Source organism: Ruegeria sp. P8, assembly GCF_056534665.1.
Genome location: NZ_JBQERC010000012.1, coordinates 1 through 26,302, shown reverse-complemented (window position 1 = coordinate 26,302; position 26,302 = coordinate 1). Strand labels below are relative to the sequence as shown.

30 protein-coding genes are annotated in these 26,302 nt (G+C 58.9%); 10 read left to right on the top strand and 20 right to left on the bottom strand.

All coding sequences use genetic code 11. From position 1 onward, the window contains the following. Positions 1-24 precede the first annotated feature (24 nt). On the top strand, positions 25-723 hold the full coding sequence (locus tag ACR0BZ_RS14030) for a glutathione S-transferase family protein (protein WP_480920519.1): 699 nt from the start codon (positions 25-27) through the stop codon (positions 721-723). Further along, positions 720-1,106 (top strand): DUF1801 domain-containing protein, encoded by a 387-nt coding sequence (locus tag ACR0BZ_RS14025; protein WP_480920518.1) that lies wholly within the window; start codon positions 720-722, stop codon positions 1,104-1,106. Before ACR0BZ_RS14030 ends, ACR0BZ_RS14025 begins: the two co-directional genes overlap by 4 nt. Here the strand turns inward: ACR0BZ_RS14025 and rnr are convergent. From rnr to dapE, 3 genes are read right to left on the bottom strand one after another with little or no spacing between them, the layout of a single operon-like run. Next, on the bottom strand, positions 1,097-3,355 hold the full coding sequence (rnr, locus tag ACR0BZ_RS14020) for a ribonuclease R (protein WP_480920517.1): 2,259 nt from the start codon (positions 3,353-3,355) through the stop codon (positions 1,097-1,099). The two genes, ACR0BZ_RS14025 and rnr, sit on opposite strands and share 10 nt — an antisense overlap. A 47-nt stretch (positions 3,356-3,402) precedes the next feature. Further along, on the bottom strand, positions 3,403-3,978 hold the full coding sequence (locus ACR0BZ_RS14015) for a TIGR04282 family arsenosugar biosynthesis glycosyltransferase (RefSeq protein WP_480920516.1): 576 nt from the start codon (positions 3,976-3,978) through the stop codon (positions 3,403-3,405). 3 nt (positions 3,979-3,981) lie between these two features. Beyond that, complete coding sequence (gene dapE / locus ACR0BZ_RS14010; protein WP_480920515.1) at positions 3,982-5,121, bottom strand: succinyl-diaminopimelate desuccinylase; 1,140 nt, start codon at positions 5,119-5,121, stop codon at positions 3,982-3,984. Positions 5,122-5,330: 209 nt separating this feature from the next. Between dapE and ACR0BZ_RS14005 the strand changes: the two genes are divergently transcribed. Continuing rightward, the gene (locus ACR0BZ_RS14005; protein WP_480484152.1) at positions 5,331-6,389 is read left to right on the top strand and encodes a transporter substrate-binding domain-containing protein; all 1,059 of its coding nucleotides are present in this window, start codon (positions 5,331-5,333) and stop codon (positions 6,387-6,389) included. Here ACR0BZ_RS14005 and ACR0BZ_RS14000 read toward each other — a convergent pair. Continuing rightward, a complete protein-coding gene (locus ACR0BZ_RS14000; protein ID WP_209598381.1) occupies positions 6,386-6,730 on the bottom strand; it encodes a hypothetical protein in 345 nt (114 codons plus the stop codon). The two genes, ACR0BZ_RS14005 and ACR0BZ_RS14000, sit on opposite strands and share 4 nt — an antisense overlap. A 115-nt stretch (positions 6,731-6,845) precedes the next feature. Between ACR0BZ_RS14000 and ACR0BZ_RS13995 the strand changes: the two genes are divergently transcribed. After that, positions 6,846-7,181 carry a cupin domain-containing protein gene (locus ACR0BZ_RS13995; protein WP_209598382.1) on the top strand — a complete coding sequence of 112 codons (336 nt, stop codon included), beginning with the start codon at positions 6,846-6,848 and terminating at the stop codon, positions 7,179-7,181. A 302-nt stretch (positions 7,182-7,483) separates the two neighbouring features. Here ACR0BZ_RS13995 and dapD read toward each other — a convergent pair whose 3' ends face one another. The 3 genes from dapD to ACR0BZ_RS13980 form a co-directional block, all read right to left on the bottom strand. Continuing rightward, positions 7,484-8,311 carry a 2,3,4,5-tetrahydropyridine-2,6-dicarboxylate N-succinyltransferase gene (gene dapD, locus ACR0BZ_RS13990; protein WP_480920514.1) on the bottom strand — a complete coding sequence of 276 codons (828 nt, stop codon included), beginning with the start codon at positions 8,309-8,311 and terminating at the stop codon, positions 7,484-7,486. A 109-nt stretch (positions 8,312-8,420) separates the two neighbouring features. After that, positions 8,421-9,020 carry a GntR family transcriptional regulator gene (locus ACR0BZ_RS13985; protein ID WP_209598385.1) on the bottom strand — a complete coding sequence of 200 codons (600 nt, stop codon included), beginning with the start codon at positions 9,018-9,020 and terminating at the stop codon, positions 8,421-8,423. 44 nt (positions 9,021-9,064) lie between these two features. Continuing rightward, positions 9,065-9,976 (bottom strand): threonine/serine dehydratase, encoded by a 912-nt coding sequence (locus ACR0BZ_RS13980; RefSeq protein ID WP_480920513.1) that lies wholly within the window; start codon positions 9,974-9,976, stop codon positions 9,065-9,067. A gap of 79 nt (positions 9,977-10,055) precedes the next feature. On the opposite strand from ACR0BZ_RS13980, the gene ACR0BZ_RS13975 reads away from it, so the two are divergent. Together ACR0BZ_RS13975 and ACR0BZ_RS13970 are read left to right on the top strand one after the other, a co-directional pair. Further along, on the top strand, positions 10,056-10,898 hold the full coding sequence (locus tag ACR0BZ_RS13975; RefSeq protein WP_480920512.1) for an LOG family protein: 843 nt from the start codon (positions 10,056-10,058) through the stop codon (positions 10,896-10,898). Between the two features lie 3 nt (positions 10,899-10,901). Continuing rightward, positions 10,902-12,002, top strand: coding sequence for a cystathionine gamma-lyase (locus ACR0BZ_RS13970; RefSeq protein WP_480920511.1), 1,101 nt, complete (start codon positions 10,902-10,904; stop codon positions 12,000-12,002). Here the strand turns inward: ACR0BZ_RS13970 and ACR0BZ_RS13965 are convergent, their stop codons facing one another. After that, complete coding sequence (locus tag ACR0BZ_RS13965) at positions 12,003-12,386, bottom strand: hypothetical protein (protein WP_267363718.1); 384 nt, start codon at positions 12,384-12,386, stop codon at positions 12,003-12,005. 160 nt (positions 12,387-12,546) lie between these two features. Here ACR0BZ_RS13965 and ACR0BZ_RS13960 point away from each other — a divergent pair, with 160 nt between their 5' ends. The 3 genes from ACR0BZ_RS13960 (at position 12,547) to ACR0BZ_RS13950 (ending at position 15,525) form a co-directional block, all read left to right on the top strand. Next, complete coding sequence (locus ACR0BZ_RS13960) at positions 12,547-13,467, top strand: DnaJ C-terminal domain-containing protein (RefSeq protein ID WP_480506463.1); 921 nt, start codon at positions 12,547-12,549, stop codon at positions 13,465-13,467. Next, positions 13,464-13,802, top strand: a complete 339-nt coding sequence (locus tag ACR0BZ_RS13955) for a hypothetical protein (protein ID WP_267363720.1) — start codon at positions 13,464-13,466, stop codon at positions 13,800-13,802. The genes ACR0BZ_RS13960 and ACR0BZ_RS13955 overlap by 4 nt, the downstream gene beginning before the upstream one ends. A gap of 64 nt (positions 13,803-13,866) precedes the next feature. Continuing rightward, positions 13,867-15,525, top strand: a complete 1,659-nt coding sequence (locus ACR0BZ_RS13950) for a U32 family peptidase (protein WP_480920510.1) — start codon at positions 13,867-13,869, stop codon at positions 15,523-15,525. Here ACR0BZ_RS13950 and ACR0BZ_RS13945 read toward each other — a convergent pair. The 5 genes from ACR0BZ_RS13945 to ACR0BZ_RS13925 form a co-directional block, all read right to left on the bottom strand. Continuing rightward, positions 15,522-16,142 carry a cytochrome P460 family protein gene (locus ACR0BZ_RS13945; RefSeq protein ID WP_480920509.1) on the bottom strand — a complete coding sequence of 207 codons (621 nt, stop codon included), beginning with the start codon at positions 16,140-16,142 and terminating at the stop codon, positions 15,522-15,524. The two genes, ACR0BZ_RS13950 and ACR0BZ_RS13945, sit on opposite strands and share 4 nt — an antisense overlap. Before the next feature lie 286 nt (positions 16,143-16,428). Next, positions 16,429-17,616 carry a dual-specificity RNA methyltransferase RlmN gene (gene rlmN / locus ACR0BZ_RS13940; RefSeq protein WP_480871169.1) on the bottom strand — a complete coding sequence of 396 codons (1,188 nt, stop codon included), beginning with the start codon at positions 17,614-17,616 and terminating at the stop codon, positions 16,429-16,431. 93 nt (positions 17,617-17,709) lie between these two features. Beyond that, positions 17,710-18,087, bottom strand: a complete 378-nt coding sequence (locus ACR0BZ_RS13935; RefSeq protein ID WP_480920508.1) for a lysozyme inhibitor LprI family protein — start codon at positions 18,085-18,087, stop codon at positions 17,710-17,712. Between the two features lie 108 nt (positions 18,088-18,195). Next, positions 18,196-18,363 carry a hypothetical protein gene (locus ACR0BZ_RS13930; RefSeq protein WP_209598391.1) on the bottom strand — a complete coding sequence of 56 codons (168 nt, stop codon included), beginning with the start codon at positions 18,361-18,363 and terminating at the stop codon, positions 18,196-18,198. 164 nt (positions 18,364-18,527) lie between these two features. After that, the gene (locus ACR0BZ_RS13925; protein ID WP_480474205.1) at positions 18,528-19,064 is read right to left on the bottom strand and encodes an invasion associated locus B family protein; all 537 of its coding nucleotides are present in this window, start codon (positions 19,062-19,064) and stop codon (positions 18,528-18,530) included. Positions 19,065-19,243: 179 nt separating this feature from the next. Here ACR0BZ_RS13925 and ACR0BZ_RS13920 point away from each other — a divergent pair, with 179 nt between their 5' ends. Continuing rightward, positions 19,244-20,242, top strand: coding sequence for an asparaginase (locus tag ACR0BZ_RS13920; protein ID WP_480920507.1), 999 nt, complete (start codon positions 19,244-19,246; stop codon positions 20,240-20,242). 5 nt (positions 20,243-20,247) lie between these two features. On the opposite strand, the gene ACR0BZ_RS13915 is transcribed toward ACR0BZ_RS13920, so the two are convergent. The 7 genes from ACR0BZ_RS13915 to ACR0BZ_RS13885 all read right to left on the bottom strand — a co-directional run bounded on the left by ACR0BZ_RS13915 (position 20,248) and on the right by ACR0BZ_RS13885 (position 25,988). Continuing rightward, positions 20,248-20,568, bottom strand: a complete 321-nt coding sequence (locus ACR0BZ_RS13915; protein WP_267364302.1) for a YciI family protein — start codon at positions 20,566-20,568, stop codon at positions 20,248-20,250. Positions 20,569-20,590: 22 nt separating this feature from the next. Beyond that, positions 20,591-21,019, bottom strand: coding sequence for an SRPBCC family protein (locus ACR0BZ_RS13910; RefSeq protein ID WP_480833068.1), 429 nt, complete (start codon positions 21,017-21,019; stop codon positions 20,591-20,593). After that, on the bottom strand, positions 21,007-21,336 hold the full coding sequence (locus ACR0BZ_RS13905; protein WP_480506475.1) for an ArsR/SmtB family transcription factor: 330 nt from the start codon (positions 21,334-21,336) through the stop codon (positions 21,007-21,009). Before ACR0BZ_RS13905 ends, ACR0BZ_RS13910 begins: the two co-directional genes overlap by 13 nt. Before the next feature lie 41 nt (positions 21,337-21,377). Then, on the bottom strand, positions 21,378-22,256 hold the full coding sequence (serB, locus tag ACR0BZ_RS13900) for a phosphoserine phosphatase SerB (protein WP_480920506.1): 879 nt from the start codon (positions 22,254-22,256) through the stop codon (positions 21,378-21,380). 35 nt (positions 22,257-22,291) lie between these two features. Further along, the gene (locus ACR0BZ_RS13895) at positions 22,292-23,020 is read right to left on the bottom strand and encodes a metallophosphoesterase family protein (RefSeq protein ID WP_480914615.1); all 729 of its coding nucleotides are present in this window, start codon (positions 23,018-23,020) and stop codon (positions 22,292-22,294) included. A gap of 120 nt (positions 23,021-23,140) precedes the next feature. Further along, on the bottom strand, positions 23,141-24,736 hold the full coding sequence (gene serA / locus ACR0BZ_RS13890) for a phosphoglycerate dehydrogenase (RefSeq protein WP_480920505.1): 1,596 nt from the start codon (positions 24,734-24,736) through the stop codon (positions 23,141-23,143). A gap of 97 nt (positions 24,737-24,833) precedes the next feature. Next, positions 24,834-25,988, bottom strand: coding sequence for a phosphoserine transaminase (locus tag ACR0BZ_RS13885; RefSeq protein WP_480920504.1), 1,155 nt, complete (start codon positions 25,986-25,988; stop codon positions 24,834-24,836). Between the last annotated feature and the right edge of the window lie 314 nt (positions 25,989-26,302).

Here is a 26,302-nt window from a genome sequence, read left to right as displayed (position 1 = left end):
CACACAATGACACGGAGCCTCATAATGCTGACCCTTCTCACCTTCCCCTCCGCCTTCGGCCTGTTCAGTGCCAGCCCCTTCTGCGTCAAGACAGCATTGATGCTTCAGCAGTCCGGCCAGACCTGGCAACGCTCGGATATGCTTGACCCCCGCAAGATGCCCCACCAGAAGCTGCCCGTTTTGCGGACGCCGGAACGCCTGGTTCCGGACAGCGACCTGATCCGCGAATGGTTGGAACAGCAGGGCGCGGATTTCGACAAAGGGTTGACAGATGTCGAAAAGGCGCAGTCCCGCGCCCTGGTGCGCATGGCCGAAGAGCATCTGTATTTTCACATCGTTCTGGATCGTTGGGGCAATGACGAAGTCTGGCCGATCTTGCGTGATACGTTCTTTACCGGAATTCCGGCGTTGATCCGGAAACCGGCATCCAATGCGATCCGGAAATCCGTTCTGAAGGGGATTACGTCACAGGGAATCGGGCGGTTTTCGTTGTCCGAACGGCTGGACCGGATCGAACGTGACCTCGAGGCGATCTCAGCCTATCTGTGGCAATCCTCTTTCCTGCTTGGGGACCGGCCGACATCGGCTGACATGAGCGTTGGTCCAATGCTTGCCGCAATGCGCGCCACACCTGCGGACACCCCCCTGACCCGCCGGATCAAACAGGATAACCTGCTGAACAGTTACGTTGATCGGTTGGAACAGGCGATACCAATTGCATGAAACCCTTTGAGAATCCTTTGGTCGCTTCGGCCTTTGAAGCCCTGCCCCCGCATTCCCGTGCGGGGGCTCTGGCCTTGCGGGCGCTTGTGTTTGACACGGCAGCCTCTCTGCCTGCTGTCCCCACGGTGCAAGAGGAACTGCGCTGGGGTCAGCCCGCCTATCTTGCGCCCAAAGGGTCAACGATCCGGCTGGGCGCGCACAAATCGGCAAGTTTCGCCTTGTTTGTGCACTGTCAGAGCCGGTTGATAAGCGATTTCACTTCCGCCTTTCCGGGCGAGGACCGGATAGATGGGACCCGTGCCGTTCTGTTTGATGACACCGCACAAATCGATCCAACACGCCACGGATGGCTGATTGCCCGGGCGTTGACCTATCACCTCTGACGGCGTTTGCGTTCGACCTTGCGCTTGATCTTGTCTTTCTTGCGCTTGGTGCTGATCGCTTTGCGCCGGGATGATCGCCCTTTTGGCCCTTGTCCGCGCGGCAGGGCCTGGTCGTCAATGGACAGCAGCTCCAGCTCCAACCCACCGGTCACAGGTGTCGCTTCGGTCAGTCGAACGGTGACACGTTGGCCGATGGCGATAATCAGCCCCGTGTCCGCCCCCATAAGTGTCCCGGCCTCGCGGTCGAAATGGAAGAACTCGCGCCCCAATGATCGCACCGGAACCAAGCCATCCGCGCCGGTTTCGTCCATTTTGACAAATGCACCAAACCGGGCAATGCCGCTGATCCGGCCCGTGAATTCATTGCCGACACGCTCGCTCAGATACGCGGCCAGATAGCGATCAGTCGTGTCCCGTTCAGCCATCATGGATCGGCGTTCGGTATCTGAAATATGAGTCGCCGTTTCTTCGAGCCGGGTAATCTCGTCTTCGGTCAAACCGTCCGTGCCCCAACCGTGGGCTGAGATCAGCGACCGATGCACGACCAAGTCGGCATAGCGCCGGATCGGCGAGGTGAAATGCGCGTAGTTCCGCAGCGCCAGCCCGAAATGGCCGAAGTTTTCAGGGTTGTAATAGGCCTGTGCCATCGACCGCAGGGTGGTCAAGTTGATCAGTTCCGCATCCTCGGTCCCGGCGGCGGCGTTCAGCAGCGCATTCAGGTGTCGGGTTTGCAGCACCTGCCCCTTGGCAAGGTTCAATCCGGCGGCCTGCGCCGTTTCACGCAGGCTTTCCAGCTTCTCGGGCGCGGGTTCCTCGTGCACGCGAAACAGCAGCGGACGGCGCTTGGCGATCAGTGTCTCGGCAGCCGAAACATTGGCGAGGATCATGAACTCTTCGATCAACCGATGCGCATCCAACCGGTCGCGGAACGCCACGCTTTCAACATGACCCGTCTCGCTGAGCACGATCTTACGCTCGGGCAGGTCCAGTTCCAGGGGCTGTCGCACAGCCCGCGCTTTCTTTAGCGCGGCATAAGCGGCATAAAGCGGTTTCAAGACCGTTTCCACCAATGGCCCGGTGCGGTCGTTCGGGTTGCCGTCGATGGCCTCTTGCACTTCGGCATAGTTCAGCGACGCAACCGAACGCATCAACCCCCGCACGAAACGATGACCAATCTTGTTACCGTTCGCGTCAATCTGCATCCGCACAGCGACACAGGCACGCGGGACGCCTTCATGCAGGGAACACAGATCACCCGACAGCCGATCAGGCAGCATCGGCACCACGCGGTCGGGGAAATAACTTGAGTTGCCCCGCTTGCGCGCCTCGCGGTCCAGGGCCGAGCCGGGCAACACATAAGCAGCAACATCGGCGATAGCGACCCAGATCACATGTCCACACGGGTTCTTGGGGTCTTCATCCGCGTGCGCGTAACAGGCATCATCACGATCGCGCGCATCCGAAGGGTCGATGGTCAGCAGCGGCATATCCCGCAGGTCCTCGCGGCCCTTCAGGCCAACGGGTTTGGCATTGTCTGCCTCGGCAATGACCTTGTCGGGAAAGTCATCCGGGATACCGTGCTGGTGGATCGCGATCAGCGAAACAGCCTTGGGCGCGGTCGGATCACCCAACCGTTCAACAATGCGCGCGCGCGGCAGGCCCATGCGGTTTTTTGGCCCGGCCTGTTCGGCCTCGACCAATTCGCCGTCTTTGGCACCATGCACCGCGCCATCGGCAACCAGCCATTCAGTCTGGCCTGCCTTGTCGATAGGAACGATTCTGCCCCCTTCGGCCCCTTTGCGGAATATGCCCACGATCTTGCGCGGGTTGGTCCCGATTCGGCGGATCAGGCGGGCTTCGTAATTGTGATCTTCTTCGTGCACGACGGTCAGGCGGGCCAGAATGCGGTCACCCTCACCCAGAGCCGGGTCGCTGGCCCGCGCGATGACGAGAACGATGGGCTCGACGCCTTCGCCATGCCATTCCAGTGGACGGGCAAACAGATCACCATCGGTATTCGGGGCCTTCACCTGCAAGACACTGACAGGTGGGAGACGGTCTGGATCGCGATAGCTGCGCTTGCGTTTTTCAAGGTGTCCTTCGGCCTCAAGCTCTTTGAGGATGCGCTTGAGGTCAATGCGATCCGCGCCCTTGATACCAAAGGCTTTGGCGATGTCGCGTTTCGAGGTCAGGGTGGGGTTCGCCGAGATCCAGTCAAGGACCTCCTGCTTGGTGGGGATGCGAGTCATGCTTCCGGCGTAGCATGCGTTTGCGACCGCGTCATGACCAAAAAACCTCAGGGTTTCAGATCAGCAACCGTATCCACATCGCGCAGTTGGTCCAGCAGGGTCACACGGCAGTTTGGGATTGAGGCAAGTGTGTCGGCCAAAGCATGTTCTGTCGACCAGCGCACATCCCGGAACAGACCTGCGGGCAGCGCGCTATAACGCTGCGCACCGACCAGCCAATAGCCGCCATCCGGCGCGGGGCCGAACACCATCTGGGATCGCCCAAGCGCACCAAATGCACGGGCAATATGTGCACGCGAAATACCCGGAATATCCGCACCAATCAGGCAAACCGGCCCCTTGGGCATTCCGCGCAACATCCGCTTCATCCGGTCCCCCAGATCGCCGGAACCCTGCGGCGCGCGTGGCAGGTCAACGGGCCAGACACGGCTTACAAGGCCTTCTGCATCGGGCGACACGGCCAGCACATTCTGCCAACGGGGATCACGTAGCCTGCGGATCAAGGCGCGGGTCTGATGCCGAAACCACCACGCGGCACCAACCATGCCGATATCGCGCCCCAGCCGCGTCTTGACACGACCCGGTCTGGGTTCCTTGACCATGATCACCAATGTGCGCTGCATGGATCAGGCAAAATAATCCGTCAGGATACGGGTATAGATCGATTTGAGCTGCTCGATCTGCGCGACCTCAACGCACTCGTCCACCTGATGCATCGTGCGCCCGACCAAGCCGAACTCCACCACCGGACAATGGTCTTTGACAAAGCGCGCATCCGAAGTGCCCCCGGTTGTCGACAGTTCGGGTGTTACGCCGGTCTCGGCTTCGACCGCTTTGGCCACCAGATCCGACAAAGGCCCTGGTGGGGTCAGAAAACTTTCACCCGAAATACTGATCGTGACACCGATTTCGACACCGTACTGAGCTGCCACCTGATCCGCCTCTGACTGCAACCAGTCACTCAGGCTGGCTCCGGAATGCAGATCGTTAAAGCGGATATTGACCGCGCCGCTACATTGCGCCGGGATCACGTTGGTCGCGGCGTTTCCAGTGTCGATGGTGACAACAGCCAGCGTGGAGGCGTCGAAATGGTCCGTGCCCTGGTCCAGTTCATGGCTGGCAAGCCGGTCCATCAGCCGCGCCATTGCGGGCAGCGGGTTTTTGGCCCGATGGGGATAAGCCGAATGCCCCTGCACACCTGTAATCTTAAACCACGCAGTCATTGAACCCCGGCGACCGATCTTGATCATCTCACCCATTTTGTTCGGGCATGTTGGCTCACCTACCAGACAGACCGACATACACTCACCCGCGCCTTTCATGTAATCGAGAAGCGCAGTGGTGCCGTCCAACGCATCGCCTTCCTCATCACCAGTAATTGTCAGGACAATTGCCCCATCCGGAGGGGTGTCACGCACGAAATCCATTGCGGCAGCCGCAAAAGCCGCAACTCCGGATTTCATATCGGTAGTGCCGCGCCCATACATCACCCCATCCCGCACTTCGGCCCCGAAGGGCGGCGCAGTCCAGGCAGCTTCGTCTCCGACAGGGACGACGTCCGTGTGACCATTGAATCCGAAACTGCGCGCATGACCTTTCTGCCCCCAACGCGCGAAAAGGTTGCTGATACCGCCGCGATCGACGCGCGTGCAATCGAAACCTGCCTCCAACAGCACCGTCTCAAGCAAAACAAGTGCTCCGCCTTCTGAGGGTGTGACCGAAGGGCAACGGATCAGTTCGGCTGTCAATTGGACGGGATCAGTCATGCGGGGGCCTCTGGAACTGTGTCTGACGCGGGTTCGCGCACAGATTCAACGATTTGGCCGGTTTTCCAACCCCAATCCGTAAAAAAACGGTCATCCGAATATTTAGATATCAAAGCGACACCCCAATAAAACATGACACTTTACCCTGCGACCACCTTGCCGCCCGCCACAAATTCGCGTTACAGGGCCGCGAAACAGGTGAATTGAATATGAAGCGCGCCTTCTTCGCACTGATCTGCCTGACTTTCGCCGTCATCGCACAGCAAAGCCTGGCACAGTCCCTTTCGGTCACAACCGTGACCCGCCCGCCATTTTCCTATGTCGAGGATGGCGACGAAACCGGCTTCTCTATGGATTTGCTGGCGGCTTTGGCCGAGGCTCTGAACTGGGACTACACGGTCAACCGCGTCGAGGCGTTTTCTGACATGTTGGGTGCCGTGCAGAGCGGATCTGCAGACCTTGCCATCGCCAATATCTCGATCACCGCCCTGCGTGAAACGCAAATGGATTTCTCTCAGCCGATCTTCGAAGCGGGTCTTCAGATCATGGTACCCTCGGACGCGGTACGAAAACCATCGCTGTTGCAGGCCCTGCTCTCGAAAGAACTGTTCATCGCCATAGGGCTGGCCTTTGCCATTCTCCTCGGTGGCGGCATGTTGATGTGGAGCTTTGAACGCCGCGCCCAACCCTATTTCGACCGCGACTTGAACGAAGCGTGGTTCCCATCGTTCTGGTGGGCGCTGAACTTGGTTGTGAATGGCGGGTTCGAAGAGCGAATGCCGCGCACTCCGTTCGGTCGAATGTTGGGTGTCGTGCTGGTGGTGTCATCCTTGTTCATCGTTTCGGTGTTCACCGCCCGCATCACCTCGGTCATGACTGTGGACGCCATTACCGGCAGCGTGAATTCGGTGAACGACCTGTACGGCAAGACTGTCGGGACAATATCAGGGTCGACTGCGGCAAGTTTTCTGAACCGGCGCGAGATCGAGTTTACCAGCTATCCGGGGCTGAATGAGATGCTGGACGCTTTCAAGGCCGAAGATCTGGATGCCGTCGTATTCGACGCGCCGATCCTGTCCTATTTTGCGGCCCATGAAGGGCGGCGCATTGCGTCGATGACAGGTGGTGTTTTCCTGCGCGAAAACTACGGCATCGCTTTCCCGACCGGATCACCTCTGGTCGAGGATGTAAACCAGGCATTGCTTGGCTTGCGCGAAGACGGAACCTATGACGAAATCTATCGCAAGTGGTTCGGATCGCGGAACTAGGCCTGCGCCTCGTCTCCGAAAAACGGTGTCATCTGCGCGACGATCACTGCGTTTTCATCCAATGCTCTTTGCATCAGCGCACGTTCGTCCGCCTCGATATCGTGACCTTGCGCTTCACGCTCGGCCAATGTGCCGTATCCGGTGACATCCAGCGGTGCGGTGTCGGCCTGCTTCAGGATCGCGACCGTCTCACGCACGGCCTCGGCCTCATCCACGCCGCTGGCATAGCACATCAGCGCCGCACCGGTCGCCCCATCAGGCAGCCCGTCGCCCTCCTTGCGGCCAATCTGGACCAGAAGGGTATAGACTTGCTGACGCGAGGGTTTCTTTTGCTTCTCCATGCACCGGGCCATAGCCCCGCGCCGGTTCGCGGTCAAGCAGCCAACAATTGCAGGAGCCCCGCCTTGCCCCCATAGTACCCGGAATAAACCGATCCCGAATACAAAGGACGTCTTCATGCCCTACCCAGATTTCATAGCGAGTTTTCCCAGCCTCGACGTACCGTTCCCCGACGACGTGGTGCAAACGGCCGTGATCCGGTCGGATGCAGGGTTGGTGGCGTTCTTTACGTTTCTTCAGGATTTCGAATTGCCCTTACATTCTCACAAAGCCCAATGGGGCACAGTGGTCGAGGGTGAGATTGAATTGACCATCGACGGGCAGACCCGGACCTACCGCTCGGGCGACAGTTATTCGATCCCGTCAGGCGTGGAACATGGCGGCAAAATCAAGGCTGGCACGCGAGTCATCGATGTTTTCGAGGAACCGGACCGATATCCGATCAAGGGATAAGCTGGGAGAGAGACTCAGTGAACGCGAGTCTCGACCTCCCTCATTGATTGAAGGCCTCCGGCCTGAAAAGCTGTTGAGTTGAATCCGGCGGCTATGGTGAAACCGAAGGTGGTGGCAAATCCGATAGAGCTGAAATAAATACAGGAAGCACAGAAGTGGAAGCCATGCAGGGTGAGAGCCGCTAAGCAGCACTTCAAGGCAGGCTAGGGCCACAAGCTTGGTATCTGCCTTAGCCGACCTGACCCAAAGAACAAATAAGGCCGGAGCGTAACTGCTCCGGCCTTATGACATTCCCAGAACGATCAGTCCCGCAGCAATTCGTTGATGCCCGTTTTCGAGCGGGTCTTTTCGTCAACCCGCTTCACGATCACCGCGCAATAGAGACTGACATTGTTCTTTGACGGCATGGAACCCGCGACCACAACCGAATAGGGCGGAACCTCGCCATATACGACTTCTCCGGTTTCGCGGTCCACGATTTTGGTGGACTTACCAATGAACACTCCCATCCCCAGAACCGAGCCTTCGCGGACGATACATCCCTCGACCACTTCCGAGCGCGCGCCGATAAAGCAATTGTCTTCAATGATGGTTGGGCCAGCCTGCATCGGCTCAAGCACTCCGCCAATGCCAACGCCGCCCGACAGGTGCACATTCTTGCCAATCTGCGCGCAGGATCCGACGGTGGCCCAGGTATCAACCATCGTGCCTTCGTCAACATAGGCCCCGAGGTTCACGAAAGACGGCATCAGCACCACGCCCGGTGCAATATATGCCGACTTGCGAACCACACAGTTTGGAACCGCGCGGAACCCGGCAGACCGCCACTGGTTTTCACCCCAACCGGCGAACTTGCTGTCTACCTTGTCCCACCAGCCGCCGTCCTGCGGACCGCCCGGCTGGATTTCCATGTCCTTGATACGGAAGCCCAGCAGAACCGCCTTTTTGGCCCATTGATTCACGTGCCAGTCACCGGTTTCCAGCTTTTCCGCCACGCGCAGCGAGCCACTGTCCAGCGCATTCAGCGTATCCTCGATCGCCTCGCGCTGCTCGCCTGCGGTGGCGGGCGTGATTGTCTCGCGTGCCTCCCAGGCGGCTTCGATGGCGGCTTCCAGTTGCGCGTTGGACATGGGGTGTCTCCCTACAGAATCTGTTCACGTTGATTTGGCCTATACGCAAGCCCGACCCATGGCGCAATGCGACGTAGACGGGCCCAATTGCGTCTGAGGCAAAGGGTCATCAGCTTGCGCGCCGGATATGGCGGGTCAGGATCGCCGTTGCTGTGGCCATTTCCTTGCGCTTCAACGCCCGCACGATGGCCGCATGATCCGTGTCAGCCCGTTGCACCCATTTCAACCGCCATTGCGCGAACAAATGGCGTGCGCTTGCGATATGCAGATCGTCGATTGCGTGCAAAAGCCGAGGCAACCCGCAAGGTGTCAGGATGGCGCGATGAAACGTTCTGTTCAGAGCCTCCCATTGCGGCATCGACTGCGCCTCGTCACAGGCGATGCGTGCGTTTTCGATCTTCTCCAGCGCGACCGGAGACATGTTTTGCATCGATTGCTGCAACGCCAGCGTTTCCAACGCCACGCGCATTTCGATCACCTCCCGAACCTCTGCCGGGTCCAGCGCCGTAACCCGCATTCCCTTGCGTGGTTCATGCCGGGCCAACCCATGCGCCTCAAGCCGCAACAAGGCTTCGCGCACCGGAACATGGCTGGTATCGAAGGTTCGGGCAATATGATCCTGCCGCAGCTTTTCACCGGCTGCCAGCTCTCCGGTGATGATCCGCTGGCTGAGGCTTTGGTAAATCGTGTCGGAAATCATTGCAGTCATGGATTATAGATAAAATCCACCATCCACATCCACAACCCGATAATTTACCCAGCGAACGGGTCCGGCGCGATATTTGCACCGCACACCAGAACGGCCACGCGTTCACCCGGTTCAGGCCGATACGCACCCGAGGTCAAGGCTGCCAATGCGGTCGCGCCCGCAGGTTCTACCAGAATGCGATGCGCGCGCCAAAGCGCCAGTTGTGCCGCAGCGATGGCATCGTCAGACACCAGAACCGAACTCATACCCTGTGCCAGTTCAAAACAGATTTCGCCGATCCGCCGCGCGCCCAGCGCGTTTGCGGCGATCCCCGACACGGAAACATCGACCGGTTCACCAGCGCGCAACGCTGCATTCAACGCACAGGACGTTTCCGGCTCGACCGCCACAACCTTGCGCGCGCCACCGAACCAGGCCAGCGCCCCTGCGATCAGCCCGCCGCCGCCAACAGCGACCAGTACCGTATCCGCCTGCAAGCCCTGGGCGTCCCATTCGGCAAAACAGGTCCCTTGCCCCGCCACCGTGGCCGGGGCGTCATAAGCATGGATCTGCATTGCACCCGTCGTTGCCTCATGCTCTTGCGCTGCGGTCAGCGCGTTCGCGTATTCACCGGAAACAACGCTCAGGTCGGCACCGGTTTGCCGGATCAGTGCGATCTTGGACGGGCCCGCCAGTTCCGGCACAAATATCTTTGCAGGATACCCCAACGTCTGCGCGGCATAGGCCGCCGCCGCACCATGATTGCCACCGGATGCGGCGACCACACCCGCGGGTGGCACATCCGAGCTGAGCAGCGTATTGAACGCACCCCGCGCCTTGAAACTGCCAGTATGCTGCATGTGCTCGAGTTTCAGTTCAACCGGATAGCCGGGAATGTTGCTTTCCATAACCGGGGTCACCTGCGCATATCCCGCGATGCGGTCCCGTGCTGCCGATATTTCACTTTTCCAATTCATTCTCGTCTTTCCGTGACTGGCACTCTGCCCGCGAACCCTATAGCTGTTTGTCAAACACGCAAGCAGGGATCGATCACCGATGAGAGAAGACCGCCACAGTCCGTTTCGCGATGCGCAGACCGACCGCTCGACCGCAAAAGAGGTTCCGGACACACCGCAAACACGCTCTCCGGCCTACCGTCTGGCTTTCGCGGATGACGAGTTTCTGTGCCGGGACGAGCTGCGCCCTGTACGGTTGCAGCTTGAGTTGCTGAAACCCGAAATGATCATGACCGAGCGGGAGATCACGTCGACCATCGTCATGTTCGGCGGCGCCCGCATTCCCGAACCCTCGCAAAAGCACACCGCGCGGACAGAAACCCTGGCCGGTCTGTCGAAATATTATGATGAGGCACGCGAATTCGCGCGACTGATGACCGTGAAATCGAAAGAAACCGGATGCCGCGAGAATGTGATCGTCACTGGCGGCGGCCCCGGTGTGATGGAAGCCGGCAATCGCGGGGCACACGAAGCGGGCGGGTGCTCGATCGGGCTGAATATCGTGCTTCCGCACGAACAGGCGCCAAACAGTTTCGTGACGCCAGCGCTCAGCTTTAACTTTCACTATTTTGCGATCCGCAAGATGCATTTCCTGATGCGCGCCCGCGCCATCACCATCTTTCCCGGTGGGTTTGGGACTCTGGATGAACTGTTCGAATCCCTGACCCTGATCCAGACCGGCAGAATGGATCGCGTGCCATTCCTGCTGTTTGGCCGCGCGTTCTGGGAAAAGGTCATCAACTGGGACGCACTGGCGGATGCCGGTACGATCTCGGACGAGGATCTGGACCTGTTCCGCTTTGTCGATACCGCGCAGGAGGCGGCCGAGATCATCGAGAACTGGGAACCCGCCCCGCCCCGCGACGAAATTCCGGGGCGCTGAGCGATGAAATTCCCAAAGGCCGGCGAAATGCTCCACCTGCGTGGCAACGCGCTGTCAAAAGGCGAACCCGTCGCCCTTCCGCTGACGCAAAGCAGCATGTTCCATCTGCCCGGCGCGCCGGACGGTCACCCGACCTATGGCCGTGTCGATAACCCCACCTGGGTACATCTTGAGCATGTTTTGTCGCATCTGGAAGACGCACCCTGCCTCAGCTTCCCGTCCGGCATGGCCGCGATTTCTGCGGCTCTGTTTGCAACGGTGCAAGCCGGATCACGCCTTCTGATCCCTTCGGACGGGTACTATGTCACCCGTCTGCTGGCGGACCGGTTCCTTTCGCGTCTTGGCGTGACAGTTGAAGAGCGCCCGACCACTGCGTTTGCCGAAGGTGGTTTTGACGGGTTTGACGTTGTGTTCGTCGAAAGCCCTTCGAACCCCGGTCTGGACATGATTGACCTGACAGCCGTAGCTGATCAGGTGCGGTCTGCTGGCGGGGTGACGGTTGCCGACAATACGACGATAACACCGCTGGGTCAGCGCCCGTTGGATTTGGGCATCGACGTGGTCGTGTCGTCCGACACCAAGGCGATGGGCGGGCATTCCGACATGCTGATGGGTCACTTGGCCAGCCGCAACAGTGACATCATGGAACGGGTCGAGGAATGGCGGAGAGTCTCCGGCTCGATCCCCGGACCGCATGAAGCATGGCTGTTGCATCGCGGGTTGGAAACGCTGGACGTCCGGTTCGACCGGATGTGCAGCTCGGCTCAGGTAGTAGCAGAACGGTTGGCAGGTCACCCAGCGGTCAAGCAGGTCCGCTATCCTGGGCTGGCCGATGATCCGTCACACGTACTGGCGCAGGCACAAACGGCACGGTTCGGATTTCTGCTATCCTTGACTTTGGAAAGCGAAGACAAGGCCGAAGCCTTCATCAACACTTGCCCGCTTTTGCGCCCCGCCACCTCATTCGGTGGTGTTCACAGCTCGGCCGAGCGCCGCGCGCGCTGGGGCGATAGTGTCGACCCGGCCTTCATCCGACTGTCCGTTGGATGCGAACCGGTGGACGAACTGTGGCAAGCGATCGAGGCCAGCCTGAACGCGCTGTGATTACTTCTTCGCGGCACGCAGGTCCTTGAAAACGTAGATCGGCAGTACCACGCTGGCGATCAGCGCTCCCAGCCAGACAAGCAGCGTCGCCGCCAGCAGGTTCGAGATACCACCAACTGTCAGCCCCGACGCGATGAGGTCGGTCACCAGCAGGCCCACAAATGTCACGACCAGGGCGATCCCGCCTTTCAATGCGGGCGCTTTCTTTTCGCCAAGCTTCAGTATCAAGGGCTCGGCGATCACCTGAACGACGGTGAAAACAATCACAACCACGATAAATGAGATCGGTTTGATCGCGAAACCGGACAGTATCAGCGAAGCCAGCAACAACCCGATGGCATTGCCGGCCAGCAGGGCCAAAGCGGATTTGATTCTGCGCGACATGGGATGGCCTCCGTCAATCTACAATCAGAAATATGAAGATATTAGCAGGCTTCTGAGTTTTTTCGAGACAATTCAATCGCCTCTTCCTTTTGACCCGTTGAAAACACGTGGTAGAACACATTCATCAAGATCAGACCTGTCCCTGACCCGCGAGTGTGAGATGAGCGACGATCCCTATTCCGTCCTTGGCGTACCGAAGGACGCCAGCGCCGACGAAATCAAGAAAGCCTACAGACGTATTGCCAAGGAGTGCCACCCGGACCTGAAACCCGGCGATGCCAAGGCCGAGGCCAAATTCAAGGCCGCAGCTGCTGCGTATGACTTGCTGAAAGATCCTGAAACCCGCGCCCGTTACGACAATGGCGAAATCGACGCATCGGGTCAGGAACGCCCGCAACAACACTATTACCGGGACTATGCCGAGGCCGCTGGAAACCCCTATCGCGGGCGTCAGGCGGACCCGGACGACATGTCGGACATCTTTGCCGAATTCATGCGCGGCCGCGGTGGATTTGGCGGCCAGCAAAGGCATGAGTTTCATGCGCCGGGGCATAACCTGAATTATTCCCTGCAAATCAGCTTTCTGGATGCCGTGTTTGGCGCCAGCCAGAAATTGACCCTACCAGACGGCAACCGGATCGAGGTCAAGATCCCCGCCGGCATAACAGAAGGTCAGACCATCCGTCTGCGCGGCAAGGGTGCTCCGGGTTATGGCGAAGGCCCTCCGGGGGATGCGTTGGTGACCGTCACGGTCGCCAAACATCCGGTGTTTGACCGTCAAGGCGACGACATCCATATCACCCTGCCGATCAGTATCGATGAGGCCATTCTGGGCGGGAAAGTCGCCGCCCCCACCATCGATGGCGGTGTGAACGTCAATGTTCCGGCGGGCACAAGCAGCGGCAAAACCCTTCGCCTGCGCGGCAAGGGGGTGAAGAAACGCGGCTCGTCCCTGCGCGGCGACCAACTGATCGAATTGACTGTCTCGATGCCCGACAAGATCGATGATGATCTCAGGCAGTTCATGGAGACATGGCGCGAAACGCACCGCTACGATCCGCGGAAAGGAATGCCGTCATGACCCTGACCGAAAAGGAACTGATCGAAACCGTCTCGCGCCTGACCTCGGACCGCCTGACCGAGTATCTTGCGGCCGAAATCGTGATCCCTGAACAATCGGAGCAGGGGCTGGTCTATCACAGTATCGACGTTGCCCGGCTGGAACTGGCTTGCGAGTTGCACGAGCAATACGACATGGAGGCCGATGCGCTGTCGATGATGATCTCATTGATCGATCAGATGCATGGGCTGCGCGCTGAACTGCGTGAGGTTCTGAACGCAGTCGAGGCGCAACCCGAGCCGGTGCGCAAACAACTGATCGAGGTCATTGGCACAGCGCGGTTCCGTCGCAGATAACAGGGTTTTGGGCGCAATGATTTTGGCGTAGAAGGCCGCCTTGATCCTTTGTCAGGTAGCTTCCATGACCCAGCCCAGATCCGAATTGCTGATGCCTGCGGGCAATCTGCGCAAACTTAAGCTCGCCATCCTCTATGGGGCAGACGCCGTGTATTTGGGCACGCCGGATATGTCGCTGCGCACCAAGTCGGAGTTTTCGCTGGACGAGGTGATTGAAGGGGTCGAGTTCTGTCACAGCCATGGCCGGCGCGCCTACCTGACACTGAACCTGTTCTCGCATAACAAAGACATCCCGAAGCTGGACGAATATATCGACACGGTGCGCAAGGTGCAGCCCGACGGGTTGATCATCGCCGATCCAGGCGTGTTCCAATACGTCCGCGAGCGCGCGCCCGAACTGCCGCTGCATATCTCGACCCAGGCTAATATCTGTTCGTGGCTGTCGGTGAAGTTCTGGCAGGATCAGGGGGCCGAGCTGGTGGTTCTGGCGCGTGAGGTTTCCTATCCTGAACTGGTCGAGATCCGTGAGAAATGCCCTGATATAAAGCTAGAAGCCTTCGTGCACGGTGCTATGTGCATGACCTACTCGGGCCGCTGTCTGCTGTCGAATTTCATGGCCGAACGCGGGGCCAACCAGGGCAACTGCGCCAATTCCTGTCGCTGGAACTATGGTCTGAAACTGCGCCTCAAGGATGGCACACATCAGGAGCTGCGTATCACCGAGGAAAACGCCGACCTGTTCGAATTCCTGCTGGAAGAAGGCTGCCGCCCCGGTGACCTGATGCCCATCGAAGAGGATGATCGCGGCTCGTACATCCTCAACTCACGCGACCTCTGCATCATGCCGAAGCTGAACGAGTACCTGAAAATCGGTGTCGACAGCCTCAAGGTCGAAGGGCGCGGCAAATCGGAATACTACGCCGCGATCGTCGCACGAGCCTATCGTATGGCGATAGATGACTATTTCGCGGACCCCGAAAACTGGGACCCCAAGCCTTACATGCGTGAGCTCGAAACCGTCGGGAATCGCGGCTATACGCTGGCCTTCCACGAAGGGCGGCTGACCAATTACGCCCATGATTACGAACACACCGCATCCATCGCGCAATGGGAATATGCCGGGATCGTCACCGAAGTGACCGAGGATGCCTTTCTGGTCGAGGTGAAGAACAAGCTGGAACCGGGTGATGTGCTGGATTGCGTCTCGCCAGTTGCGCGCGACACGGTTCTGCTGCGGGTTTATGATTTCGAACGCGCCCATGATGGCGCACGGCTGGACGTCGTGCATGGCAGCACAAAAACCATCATTCGGATGCCTTTCACCCTGTTTGATCACGAGGATATCGACGATCTGCGCGCCCGTTTTCCGGTCTATTCAGTGCTGCGCAAGGAACGCGCCCTGACCGACGAACACTGGAGCCGCATTCGCTTTGACAAGCTCGTGCAGGGATTGGAAACCACCGGTCGCGACAACACAACTGCCTATGCAGGCCGTCGCGATGATCTGATTGAAAAGATTGGCCTAGACGGTAACGAACGCCGGTTCAAGACAAACCGCATCGGCACGGAAGGATGCTGCGGCAAGGGCTGCAACGGATGCCTGATCTTCTGGCAAGATGACAAATACGCGTTGGCCCGCGAGGTACTGTCCAAACGGAAGCAAGGCGAGCAACTCAGTCGCCGCGAGGCGACAGAACTCAAGCTGCCGGGTGAACCGGCTTAGTTTCCCACCCGATATTCTTCGGGGATAAAGAACGTATAGTCGCGATCCGCCACTTGTTCGTGACAGACGTGGCAATAGGCAACTTCGCTGGCACGGGCGCCCATGGTATCGCCAAACAAGGACCCGTCCGGCAGCACCATGATATAACGCCAGTCAGCAGTGTTCGGGCTGGTGCCTTCTGGCAGTTTTTCCATTATGAACATGGCGCCGGGGTGTATGTGACCTTCATCGGTCACCGTCATGCTGTCCTTGGCAAGCACCGATCCCACGGGCAGTTCTTCGCCCTGTTGCAATGTCCCATAGTTGTGCGCCATTCGGTTGGCATACGTGTTTACGTAACGCTGCCCGTGTGTGGCCGAGATATATGGCGCGTCGTTGAAAAGCGGCCAGCTTTGATAGTTTAGAACCAGATCCAGTTGCGCCGCAGCATACCCCCGTGCCATGCGGCGGCGCAGTGAATGGTAGTGAGCCGCGGCTTCATCCTTGCTCAGCTCTGCCGGATTTTCGATCGCGATATGAGCGTTGTGGCCATCCGCCGTTGCCAGCCCTGCTGAAACCAGAAGTATCGCGCACGCAATGGCCTTGTGCTGGAGAATAATTCGAAGATACGAGTCCATTATTACGACCCACCTGAAAATCAGTTCGCCTGAGCGCCACGTGACGACAGTGTTCTTATTCTAGCGGCTCCGAGAACTCTTACCAGCTCAGGTCCCGGAATCTCACCGCCTTGTGCATCGATTTGAACCTGCATCCTGCGGCATTGAATCATTAAAATATAGCAAATTATGCATATTGAATCAGCATCTGAAACATTAAGTTTACAGGCACACTTCATGCGTGCAGGCGGTCATCTTGGACAATCAAAGCACGACCACCCGATCCATGATGAACCGGACAGGAAAACTACCGGGTTAAACCGGCTTCGGACTCAATCTGTTTGCGTGATTTGCGGGCACGTTCGGTTGCCGATTTCAACTGACCGCACGCCGCCATGATATCCTCGCCCCGTGTCTTGCGAATGGGAGAGGCGTAGCCTGCCTGATAGATGATGTTGGCAAAAGCGCGGATGCGGTTGTTCGAGCTGCGCTTGTACGGCGCGCCGGGCCATTCGTTAAACGGGATCAGGTTGATCTTGGCCGGAATTTTGTGACGCTTGATGTGGTCGATCAAACGATGGGCATCCGCGTCGCTGTCATTCACACCGTCCAGCATCACGTATTCGAACGTGATCCGCTCGGAGTTCGAGGCATTGGGATAGCTGGCCAGCGCCTGCAACAACTCCTCGATATTCCAGCGTTTATTGATTGGAACCAGAACGTCGCGGGTTTCATCCGTGGTTGCATGGAACGAGATCGCCAGCAGACAGCCGATTTCCTCAGCCGTGCGCGCAATTTCGGGTACCACTCCACTGGTCGACAGCGTAATGCGGCGGCGCGACAGGGAAATCCCCTCGGGGTCCATCGCGATCTTCATCGCATCGCGGACGTTTTCGAAATTGTAAAGCGGCTCGCCCATTCCCATCAGAACGATGTTTGACAGAAGGCGCGTTTCATCCTTTGGCGCACCGGGGGTCGGCCATTCGTCAAGATCGTCGCGCGCCATCATGATCTGCCCGACAATTTCGGCAGATGTTAAATTACGTACAAGCTTCTGGGTGCCCGTATGACAAAACGAACATGTCAGTGTACATCCGACCTGAGATGATATGCACAGCGTTCCGCGATCTTCCTCGGGGATGTAGACCACCTCGACCTCGTGCCCGCCCGCGATACGGCACAGATATTTGCGGGTCCCGTCCTCGGATACCTGTCGGGTCACCACCTCGGGTATCTCGACCACAAAGTTGTCGGCCAGTTGCGCACGGTAGGCTTTGGCGAGATTCGTCATCTGGGAAAAATCGCGCACGCCCCATTGATAGATCCACTGCCAGATCTGACCGGTGCGCATCTTTGCCTGCTTTTCGGGCGTACCATGTTCGATCAGGACCTCGCGCAAACGGTCGCGGGTGAGACCGACAAGGTTCACCTTCCCCTCGGGCAATTTGCGAGGGAGGGTCATGACGTCTTGAGTGATCGGCGCTTTGGGCGACATTGTGGTACCTGCTGAGGCGTATCTTCGAGGATTCTGGCTTGGGATGCGCCTCTATATAGGAACCTGTACAAAGATCAAAAGGAATCGTTTCAGTCAGTTGGCAAAACTCAACAGTTCTTCAACGCGTGCCCGCCCTAAATTCACCCGGCATGATGTGATTGCGATACCTGTACCCGAACCGCCACCAAACGACGCGCCGACGGCGGTGCAATGCGTATCGCGATAGGTTTCCCAGGCTTGTTGCGCCGCTATGAGGGCAGGTTCAGCCACTATCCGCCCGGTGACCTCATCCAACTCCTTGGCAGATTGTACCGCCAAATCAAAACTCACCCGCAGAGCGCTCGAGACCCGTGTGTCCATCTCTCCGACGCAGGATCCGATTTCGACTTGTGATCCGGCGTCGGAACATTCCAACGCCGGGTCGGCGGTTGCGGTGGCTGGCAAAAGCAGCGCGATCAAGATCAGACGCATGGCCGCCTCATTCAAATATTCGGCAGGGGTCAGGCCAGAGTAACATGTTTTGCCAGAAAGGTTTAGATGCAGGTTGGCCCCCTGAACCAACGGAAATGCAGTTCCGCGTCAGACACCCGCGGGTGGGACATAGCAATCTTCGGCATCCAGGGTCTTGACCGGATCATTCGGCCCGCATTGTTCGCCTGTTACAGGGTAAGTCTCGCCCTTGTTTTCACAGGCGCTCAGCAGCATGGCCGATATCATCATCAGCGCGGCAAGAGATTTGTTCAGCATGGTGGCAACTCCTTGGTTTCTCTTGAACTGATTAGTTCAGAAACCGTCAGAGCTCACATTGATACGGATCAAGTAAACGGGTTGATCCTGCGTAAAGGTACAGGGGAGCGTAAAAACAATAAAAGCCCCGCCAAAGACGGGACCATTTGCTTAGGTCGGGGTGCTTACTTGGTGCAGCGCTTTTCGGCGTCTTCGATTGCTGCGGTAAAGCCCAGCAGCGAGAAGGTGTCCTTGGTTTGCGTGCCGCGTTCGGACCGGGCGGTCAGAACAGCCTCGGTTCCGCGTTTCAGCGCGGTGACGATCTTGGCGTCATCTGCATCTGACGCAGGCCAGGCCCACTCACCTTCGGTGAACAGTTCAAACTCGGACCCGTCGACATTCAGGTTCACTGTCGATCCCGGTGCAAACGGATAGCCGCCGGTAAAGGTCACTTGTCCTTTGACCTCGGCATTGGGCCGATAGAACACAAACAACAGGATGTCGCTGCGCCGCACGGATACGACGCGCCCGCCCCGGGTGTTCACGGTTTCCTTGGGGGCCGAAACGCTCCAGCATTCGGTGGGATCATCTTCGACAAAAACGCTCCAGTCCGTTTTTGCAGCAACCCGGTTTGTGCTTGTCGCCTGCTGGGCGATTGCAGAAGTCGCGGCGATGCCTGCCACACACAGGCCCGCAATCGTACGAACGAGCATTGATCCCATTTGTCCAGCCTCCTAGCTCGACCGATACCTCAAATCCATCGGACATGGCTGCGAACCCTTCCGGCCCGTCTATTCCGTTGCGCATTCCGATGATTGCCGACATACACACACTAACGCAGGTTTCGCCACAGGCGAAAGGGCGATTGGCAGAATTTTGCGCATTAATTTCGGAGGTCCAGATGACGCAGCCCGTAGCAATGACAGAACTGTGGCGTGGCAACTTGCTGGAAAGCCTGCATCTGGGCCACGCGGTCATCTGCGACGACTCCGGCCAGATCGTGCGCAGCTGGGGCGACCCGCAGGCGGTTATCTATCCGCGCTCTTCCGCCAAGATGATTCAGGCGCTTCCGCTGGTCACGTCGGGAGCCGCTGCAAAATACGGATTGAACAGCGAACATCTTGCGTTGGCCTGCGCGTCCCACAATGGGGCCGCGATCCATACCGACCGCGTGACAGCGTGGCTTGATCATCTGGGGCTGAGCGAGCACGACTTGCGCTGCGGGCCACAGGAGCCAGCGGACACTGCCGCGCGGGATCGGCTGATTCTGGCGGATGACACCCCGTGCCAGATCCACAACAATTGTTCCGGCAAGCATTGTGGTTTCCTGACACTGGGTCAGCATATGGGCGCAGGACCGGAATATCTGGAAATCGACCACCCGGTGCAGCAGGCCTGCCTGTCTGCCATCGAAGAGACGTCAGGCGAAACCAGCCCCGGTTACGGTATTGACGGCTGTTCCGCCCCGAATTTCGCCGTGTCACTGGCCGGGCTGGCCCGGTCGATGGCGTGGTTCGCAAGCGCCTCGGATCGGTCCGACCGTTCCAGCGAGGCGGCGGTTCAATTGGTGGCAGCGATGGTGAAGCATCCGGAACTGGTTGCCGGTGAGACCCGTGCCTGCACCGAACTGATGCGCGCCATGAACGGGCGCGTCGCCATCAAGACCGGGGCCGAGGCGGTGTTTGTGGCCATCATCCCGGAAAAACGCATGGGCGTTGCGTTGAAGATCACCGATGGCACCACACGGGCCAGCGAATGTGCCATCGCCGCCATTCTGGTGAGCCTTGGTGTGCTGGAGGCCGATCACCCGGCCACCCGCAAATTCATGAACGCCACGCAATACAGCCGCCGGGGGCTGGAATGCGGCGTGATCAAACCTGCGCCGGGTTTCCCCGGCTAAGGCCGCTACATCTCGATCTCGTGCACCTCGGCAACCTCGACCGAGCCCGAACCGTTGACGACCATCGGACAACCCTTGGCCATCTCGGTCGCGGCTTCGATGCTGTCGGCCTTAATCACGGTAAAGCCCGAAGCCGGGTTCGCACCGCCATTGTCGACAACCCCGCTGCTGCTGACCGTATAGGATTGTCCGACCGGGTTGCCGGGGATCTCTAACGCTTCGGCCATACCCTGAAACCATGCGCCCCAAGCGGCCATGGTCGCCTCGATCTCGGCGGGGTCGGTCGGGGTGTGTCCCCCGTGATAGACAAACAAATATTGGGGCATATCGCTCCTCCCTGATGAAACGTTATTTGCACTTCGCTTCGAGTTTGCGCAGCGAAGACGTCCAGCCCTGATTGTGGTTCGCGGCTGCTTCGGCATCGGCCAGTTCGCGGTGGTCCAAAACCAGGCGTGACCCCGTGCCTGTCGCTGTGACTGTAAAGATGACGTGGCTTTCGGCCCCGCGCTGATCCTGATCGTCATGCCAGCCCCAGGTAAACCCCACCGAGTTTGGCGGGTCGACATGCGTGACGTGGCCCGAGACCTTGTATTGCTGGCCCTCGCCGTTTTCCATGACCGAATACCACGGGCCGGTGCGCGAGAAATCCAGATTGTGTTCAGGCACGTGCATCCCTTCGGGCCCCCACCATTGCAACAACCGGCTGCCGTCGCTGATCCATGCAAACAGGTCTTCTGGGCTGACGGGGAAGTCCCGTTCCAGTTTCAGGTCGGCCATGAATTCTCCCTTTCGATGATATCACTGAGGCGATCGAGGCTGCTTTCCCAGAATTGCCGTTTGGAGATCGTCCAGTCGGCAATCATCCGCAGCCCGTCGGGCCGGATGGAGTACATCCGTTGGGTGCCCCGCACGCGCTGTTCAACCAGCCCGGCTTCGCGCAATACTTTCAGATGGCGCGAAATCGCAGCGCCGGACATTCCGCGCCCTTCGATCAGGTCACCGGCGGGCAGTTCGCCCTGCTCCATCAGTTGCTCGACAATCGAGAACCGGGTGGCATCGGACAAAGCGGAAAAGGTGGTCAGAAGCGTGCTCATGACCTCTATTTAACACAAATGTTAAATAATGGAAAGCCCTGTCAGGATTCGGCAAAATCCGCGCGACTATACCCTTGCAGATAAAGCAGTGCCGTCAGGTCGCCGTGATTCACCCGCACGTCGCATTTTGCGGCCACCGACGGCTTGGCATGAAGCGCAACCCCGGTCCCGGCCCGCCCCAGCATGCCCAGATCATTTGCCCCGTCGCCCACGGCGATCACGTCACTTTCGGACAGGCCAAGGCGTGTGGAGATCTGTTCAAGCGCTTCGATCTTGGCCTGACGTCCCAGAATAGGACGCGCCACATCGCCCGTCAGTTTGCCATCTGCGGCCAGCAGAGTATTGGCGCGGTTTTCATCGAACCCCAGCAGCTCTGCCACCCGCGCGGTGAAGGCGGTAAAGCCACCGGACACCAGCGCAGCATAGGCTCCGTTAGCCCGCATCGTTGCCAGCAACGCCTGTCCGCCGGGCATCAGGGTGATCCGTTCGCGCAGGACTTTGCCAATGACGCTTTCATCCAGATCCTTCAGCAGACCAACCCGTTCGATCAGGGCACCTTCGAAATCCAACTCTCCGTTCATGGCGCGGGCGGTGATGTCCTTGACCCTTTCGCCGACGCCAGCCTCATCCGCCAGTTCATCAATGCATTCCTGCTGGATCATGGTGCTGTCCATATCGGCCAGCAGCATCTGTTTGCGCCGCCCCTGTGCGGGCTGCACAATCAGGTCCACGCCCATGCCCTGCAAGTCTGCCCAAACGTCCCAGCGATTGGCGGGCATGTCGCGCAGGTCAAACTCGACCGCCTCGTCCGGGCTGAGCCACAGGACATCCCCACCGCCCCACGCGTTGCGCAGCGATTCCGGCAAGGCACGGTCCAGTGAGGGTGCAGCCGGGTTGGTCAGCAAAGTGGCGACATACATATTAAATCTCCAATGTCATACCCAGGCGAGCAGACTCAGGGCGTCAACGGTGTTCGACCCTGTTCGGTCAGTTCCCAGCAATTCTGTCCCTCGAATGCGGCGACGCCCGTCGGGCGTCCGTACCCGGCCCCCGTGTCCAGATTGATCCGGTTGCCATAATGCGTCGCCTGATCCACAGGCGTGTGTCCATGAACGATCAGTTTGGGATGCGGGCCTTGGTAGTCGTGGAAGTCCTGTCTGATCCAGATCAGATCACTTGCCTGCTGTTCATTCAGTGGCACACCCGGACGGATACCCGCGTGAACAAAGGCAATCTCGGGCGTCTGATGCATCACCACCAGATCGCGCAGAAAGGTCAGGTGCGATTTCGGCACGGCTGCCTGTGCCATCCGGTGCAGGTTTTCAAGGCGAATCTGACCTTCGAATTCCACCCCATAGCTGCGCAGGGTGTCGATCCCGCCCAACCTGTCATGCAGCCAGTGGTATCCCACCAACAAATGCGGATCGTGGCGCGGAGTGTCCTCCATAAACCAGGCAAACATGCGGTCGTGATTGCCCAGCAGAGTGATCCAGTTTCGGCCAGCATCACGCCCGGCAATCAGGCGGTCGATCAGCCCGCGACTGTCAGGGCCGCGATCCACGTAATCACCCAGAAACACGATCTGAGCGTCGGGGCCGCCATCGCTTTGGATCAGGGACAGCGCGCGCTCCAGCTCGGCCACCTGCCCGTGCAGATCACCAATAACATAGACAGGCTGTGTCATAGAAATACTCCGGATGTAATTTTCGCTTGCTTTTGCCCCAGATCGCTATCGGAGAGAACAATTGACCCGATCGCAGGTGCAACCGGGTCGTGAACTGTTCCTCAAACTCAACAGCCCCAATCAGGCGACGTCGAATTCCAGCGGCTTGATCTGCGTGAACAGGCCTGTTTCGGCAAGCTTCGCCCGCGCTTCGGCCGGGACCGGTTCGTCGACATAGAGCAATGCAATCGCTTCGCCTCCGGCCTCGGATCGGCCGAGGGTAAAGTTGGCGATGTTGACGTTGTTTTCACCCATGGTTTGACCCAGCGTGCCGATGATGCCGGGCACGTCTTCGTTGGTGGTGTACAGCATATGAGCGCCGACCTCGGCATCAATATTGATGCCCTTGATCTGGATAAAGCGCGGCTTGCCATCGCTGAACACCGTGCCAGCGATCGACCGTTCACGCTTGTCCGTTACGACCGTGACTTTGATATAGCCATCAAAAACACCCGACTTGTCCTGATTGGTGGTCGAGATTTTGATCCCGCGCTCTTTCGCGACCACAGGGGCCGAGACCATGTTCACCTCGGGGTTGAACTTTTTCATGATCCCCGCGACCACCGAACAGTTCAGCGCGGCCAGGTTCATTTCAGCGGCCACACCGTCATAAAGGATGTTGATCGCCTTGACCGGCTCATCCGTCATCTGGCCGATGAAGCTGCCCAGATGACCTGCCAGCTTGATCCACGGCCCCATCAGCTTGGCTTCTTCCGCGGTCACGCTGGGCATGTTCAGCGCGTTCTCGACCGCGCCTGTCAGCAGGTAGTTCGAAATCTGTTCAGCCACCTGCAAGGCCACGTTCTCCTGCGCCTCGGTCGTCGCCGCGCCCAGATGGGGCGTGCAGACCACGTTGGGCAGGTTGAACAATGCGTTGTCCTTGGCGGGTTCCTCGCTGAACACGTCAAAGGCCGCTCCGGCAACATGGCCGGATTGCAGCATCTCGGCCAGCGCCACTTCATCGACCAGACCGCCACGGGCACAGTTGATGATCCGTACACCCTTTTTGGTTTTGGCCAGATTCTCGCGGCTCAGGATGTTGCGAGTCTGATCCGTCAGCGGCACATGCAGGGTGATGAAATCGGCGCGTGCCAGCAGTTCGTCCAGTTCGACCTTTTCGACGCCCATCTTGGAGGCTTTCTCTTCGCCCAGATAAGGATCATAAGCGATGACTTTCATCTTCAGGCCAAGCGCGCGCTCGCACACGATGCCACCGATGTTCCCCGCACCGATCACGCCCAGTGTCTTGTTCGTCAGCTCGATCCCCATGAACTTGGACTTTTCCCACTTGCCCGCATGGGTCGAGGTGCTGGCCTCGGGGATCTGCCGCGCCACGGCGAACATCATCGCGATGGCGTGCTCGGCGGTTGTGATCATGTTGCCGAAGGGCGTGTTCATCACGATCACACCTTTTTTCGAGGCCGCCTCTTTGTCGACATTGTCAGTGCCGATCCCGGCGCGGCCGATGACCTTCAGCCTGTCGGCTTTTTCCAGCAGGGTCGGTGTGACCTTGGTGGCCGAACGGATGGCAAGACCGTCATATTGACCGATCACCTCGGCCAGCTTGTCCTTGTCTTTGCCCAGCTCGGGCATGAAATCCACGTCGATGCCACGGTCGCGGAAAATCTGCACTGCGGTTTCGCTGAGCTTGTCGGATACCAGTACTTTGGGAGCCATTTTGCTTGGTCCTTTGAATTCTTCAGGGGGATAGCGGGCTGACGCCCGCCCTATAACGGTGATGGGGTAGGCCGGGCTTCAGCCCGGCACATGAAACTCAGGCAGCCTGCGCCTGCGCTTTGATCTCGGTCGCAAAGGCCCAGGCCAGCCAGGGCAGCATCGCCTCGATATCCGAGGTTTCAACCGTACCGCCGCACCAGATGCGCAGACCTGCTGGCGCGTCGCGATAGGCACCGATATCCAGCGCGATATTCTCGGTCTCAAGCCGCTTGGCGACTGCCTTGGCAAAGGCTGCACCGTCCTGAATACGGGCATCGGTGAACTTCAGGCAGACGGATGTGTTCGAACGCGTCGCCTCATCCTCGGCCAGATTGGCAATCCAGCCGTTCTGGTCGCAGAACGCGTGTACCGCACCCGTATTGGCATCCGCCCGCGCGATCAGCCCCTGCAATCCGCCCACCGAGCGGGCCCAGTCCAGCGCAAACAGATAATCCTCAACCGCCAGCATTGACGGTGTGTTGATCGTTGCCCCGGTAAAGATGCCCTCGATCAGCTTGCCACCCTTGGTCAGGCGGAAAATCTTGGGCAGCGGCCATGCGGGGATATAGCTTTCCAGCCGTTCAACCGCACGCGGGCTAAGGATCAGCATCCCGTGGGCTGCTTCGCCGCCCAGCACTTTCTGCCAGCTGAAGGTCGTTACATCCAGCTTGTCCCAGGGCAGATCCATCGCAAAGGCCGCCGAGGTTGCATCACAGATCGTCAGGCCCTGGCGATCATCGGCAATCCAGTCGCCATTGGGCACCCGAACACCCGAGGTGGTGCCGTTCCACGTAAAGACCACGTCATTTGCGAAATCGACCGAGGCCAGATCAACGATCTGCCCGTAATCCGCGGTTTTCACCTCGGCGTCGATTTTCAACTGCTTGACCACATCGGTCACCCAGCCGGACCCAAAGCTTTCCCAGGCCAGCATCTCGACCTTGCGCGCACCCAGCAAAGACCACAGCGCCATTTCAACCGCGCCAGTGTCCGAGGCGGGAACGATGCCAACGCGGTAATCCGCCGGAATGCCCAGAATCTCGCGCGTGCCTTCGATGGCCGCCTTCAGCTTGTCCTTGCCGACAGCGGCGCGGTGCGACCGGCCCAATGCGGCATCGGCCAGTTTTGTCAGGTCAAATGTGGGGGGTTTGGCACAGGGGCCCGAAGAAAAGCGCGGATTGGCCGGCCGCGTCGCCGGTTGTTCGATCGTCATGTGTATTACCCTTCCAGATACACGCCCCTCGTTGGGGAGGGGTGTCCCACGGACAGACCTAGGGGGCCTTCGCATCTGCAGCAAGCGGAAAAGACGCTTTACCGGGTAAAAACGACATCTGAAACGGGCACAAATCAGAACACGCGTTTCCGATTGGCGAAAAACCCCGCCGATGTTTCGGCGGGGTTTGTCTGTGTTACTCTGCGGCGTCTTCGTATGCGTCCATTGGTGGGCATGTGCATACGAGGTTTCGGTCGCCGTATGCGTTGTCGACGCGGTTGACGGGGGACCAGTATTTGTCGACGCCCATGGAG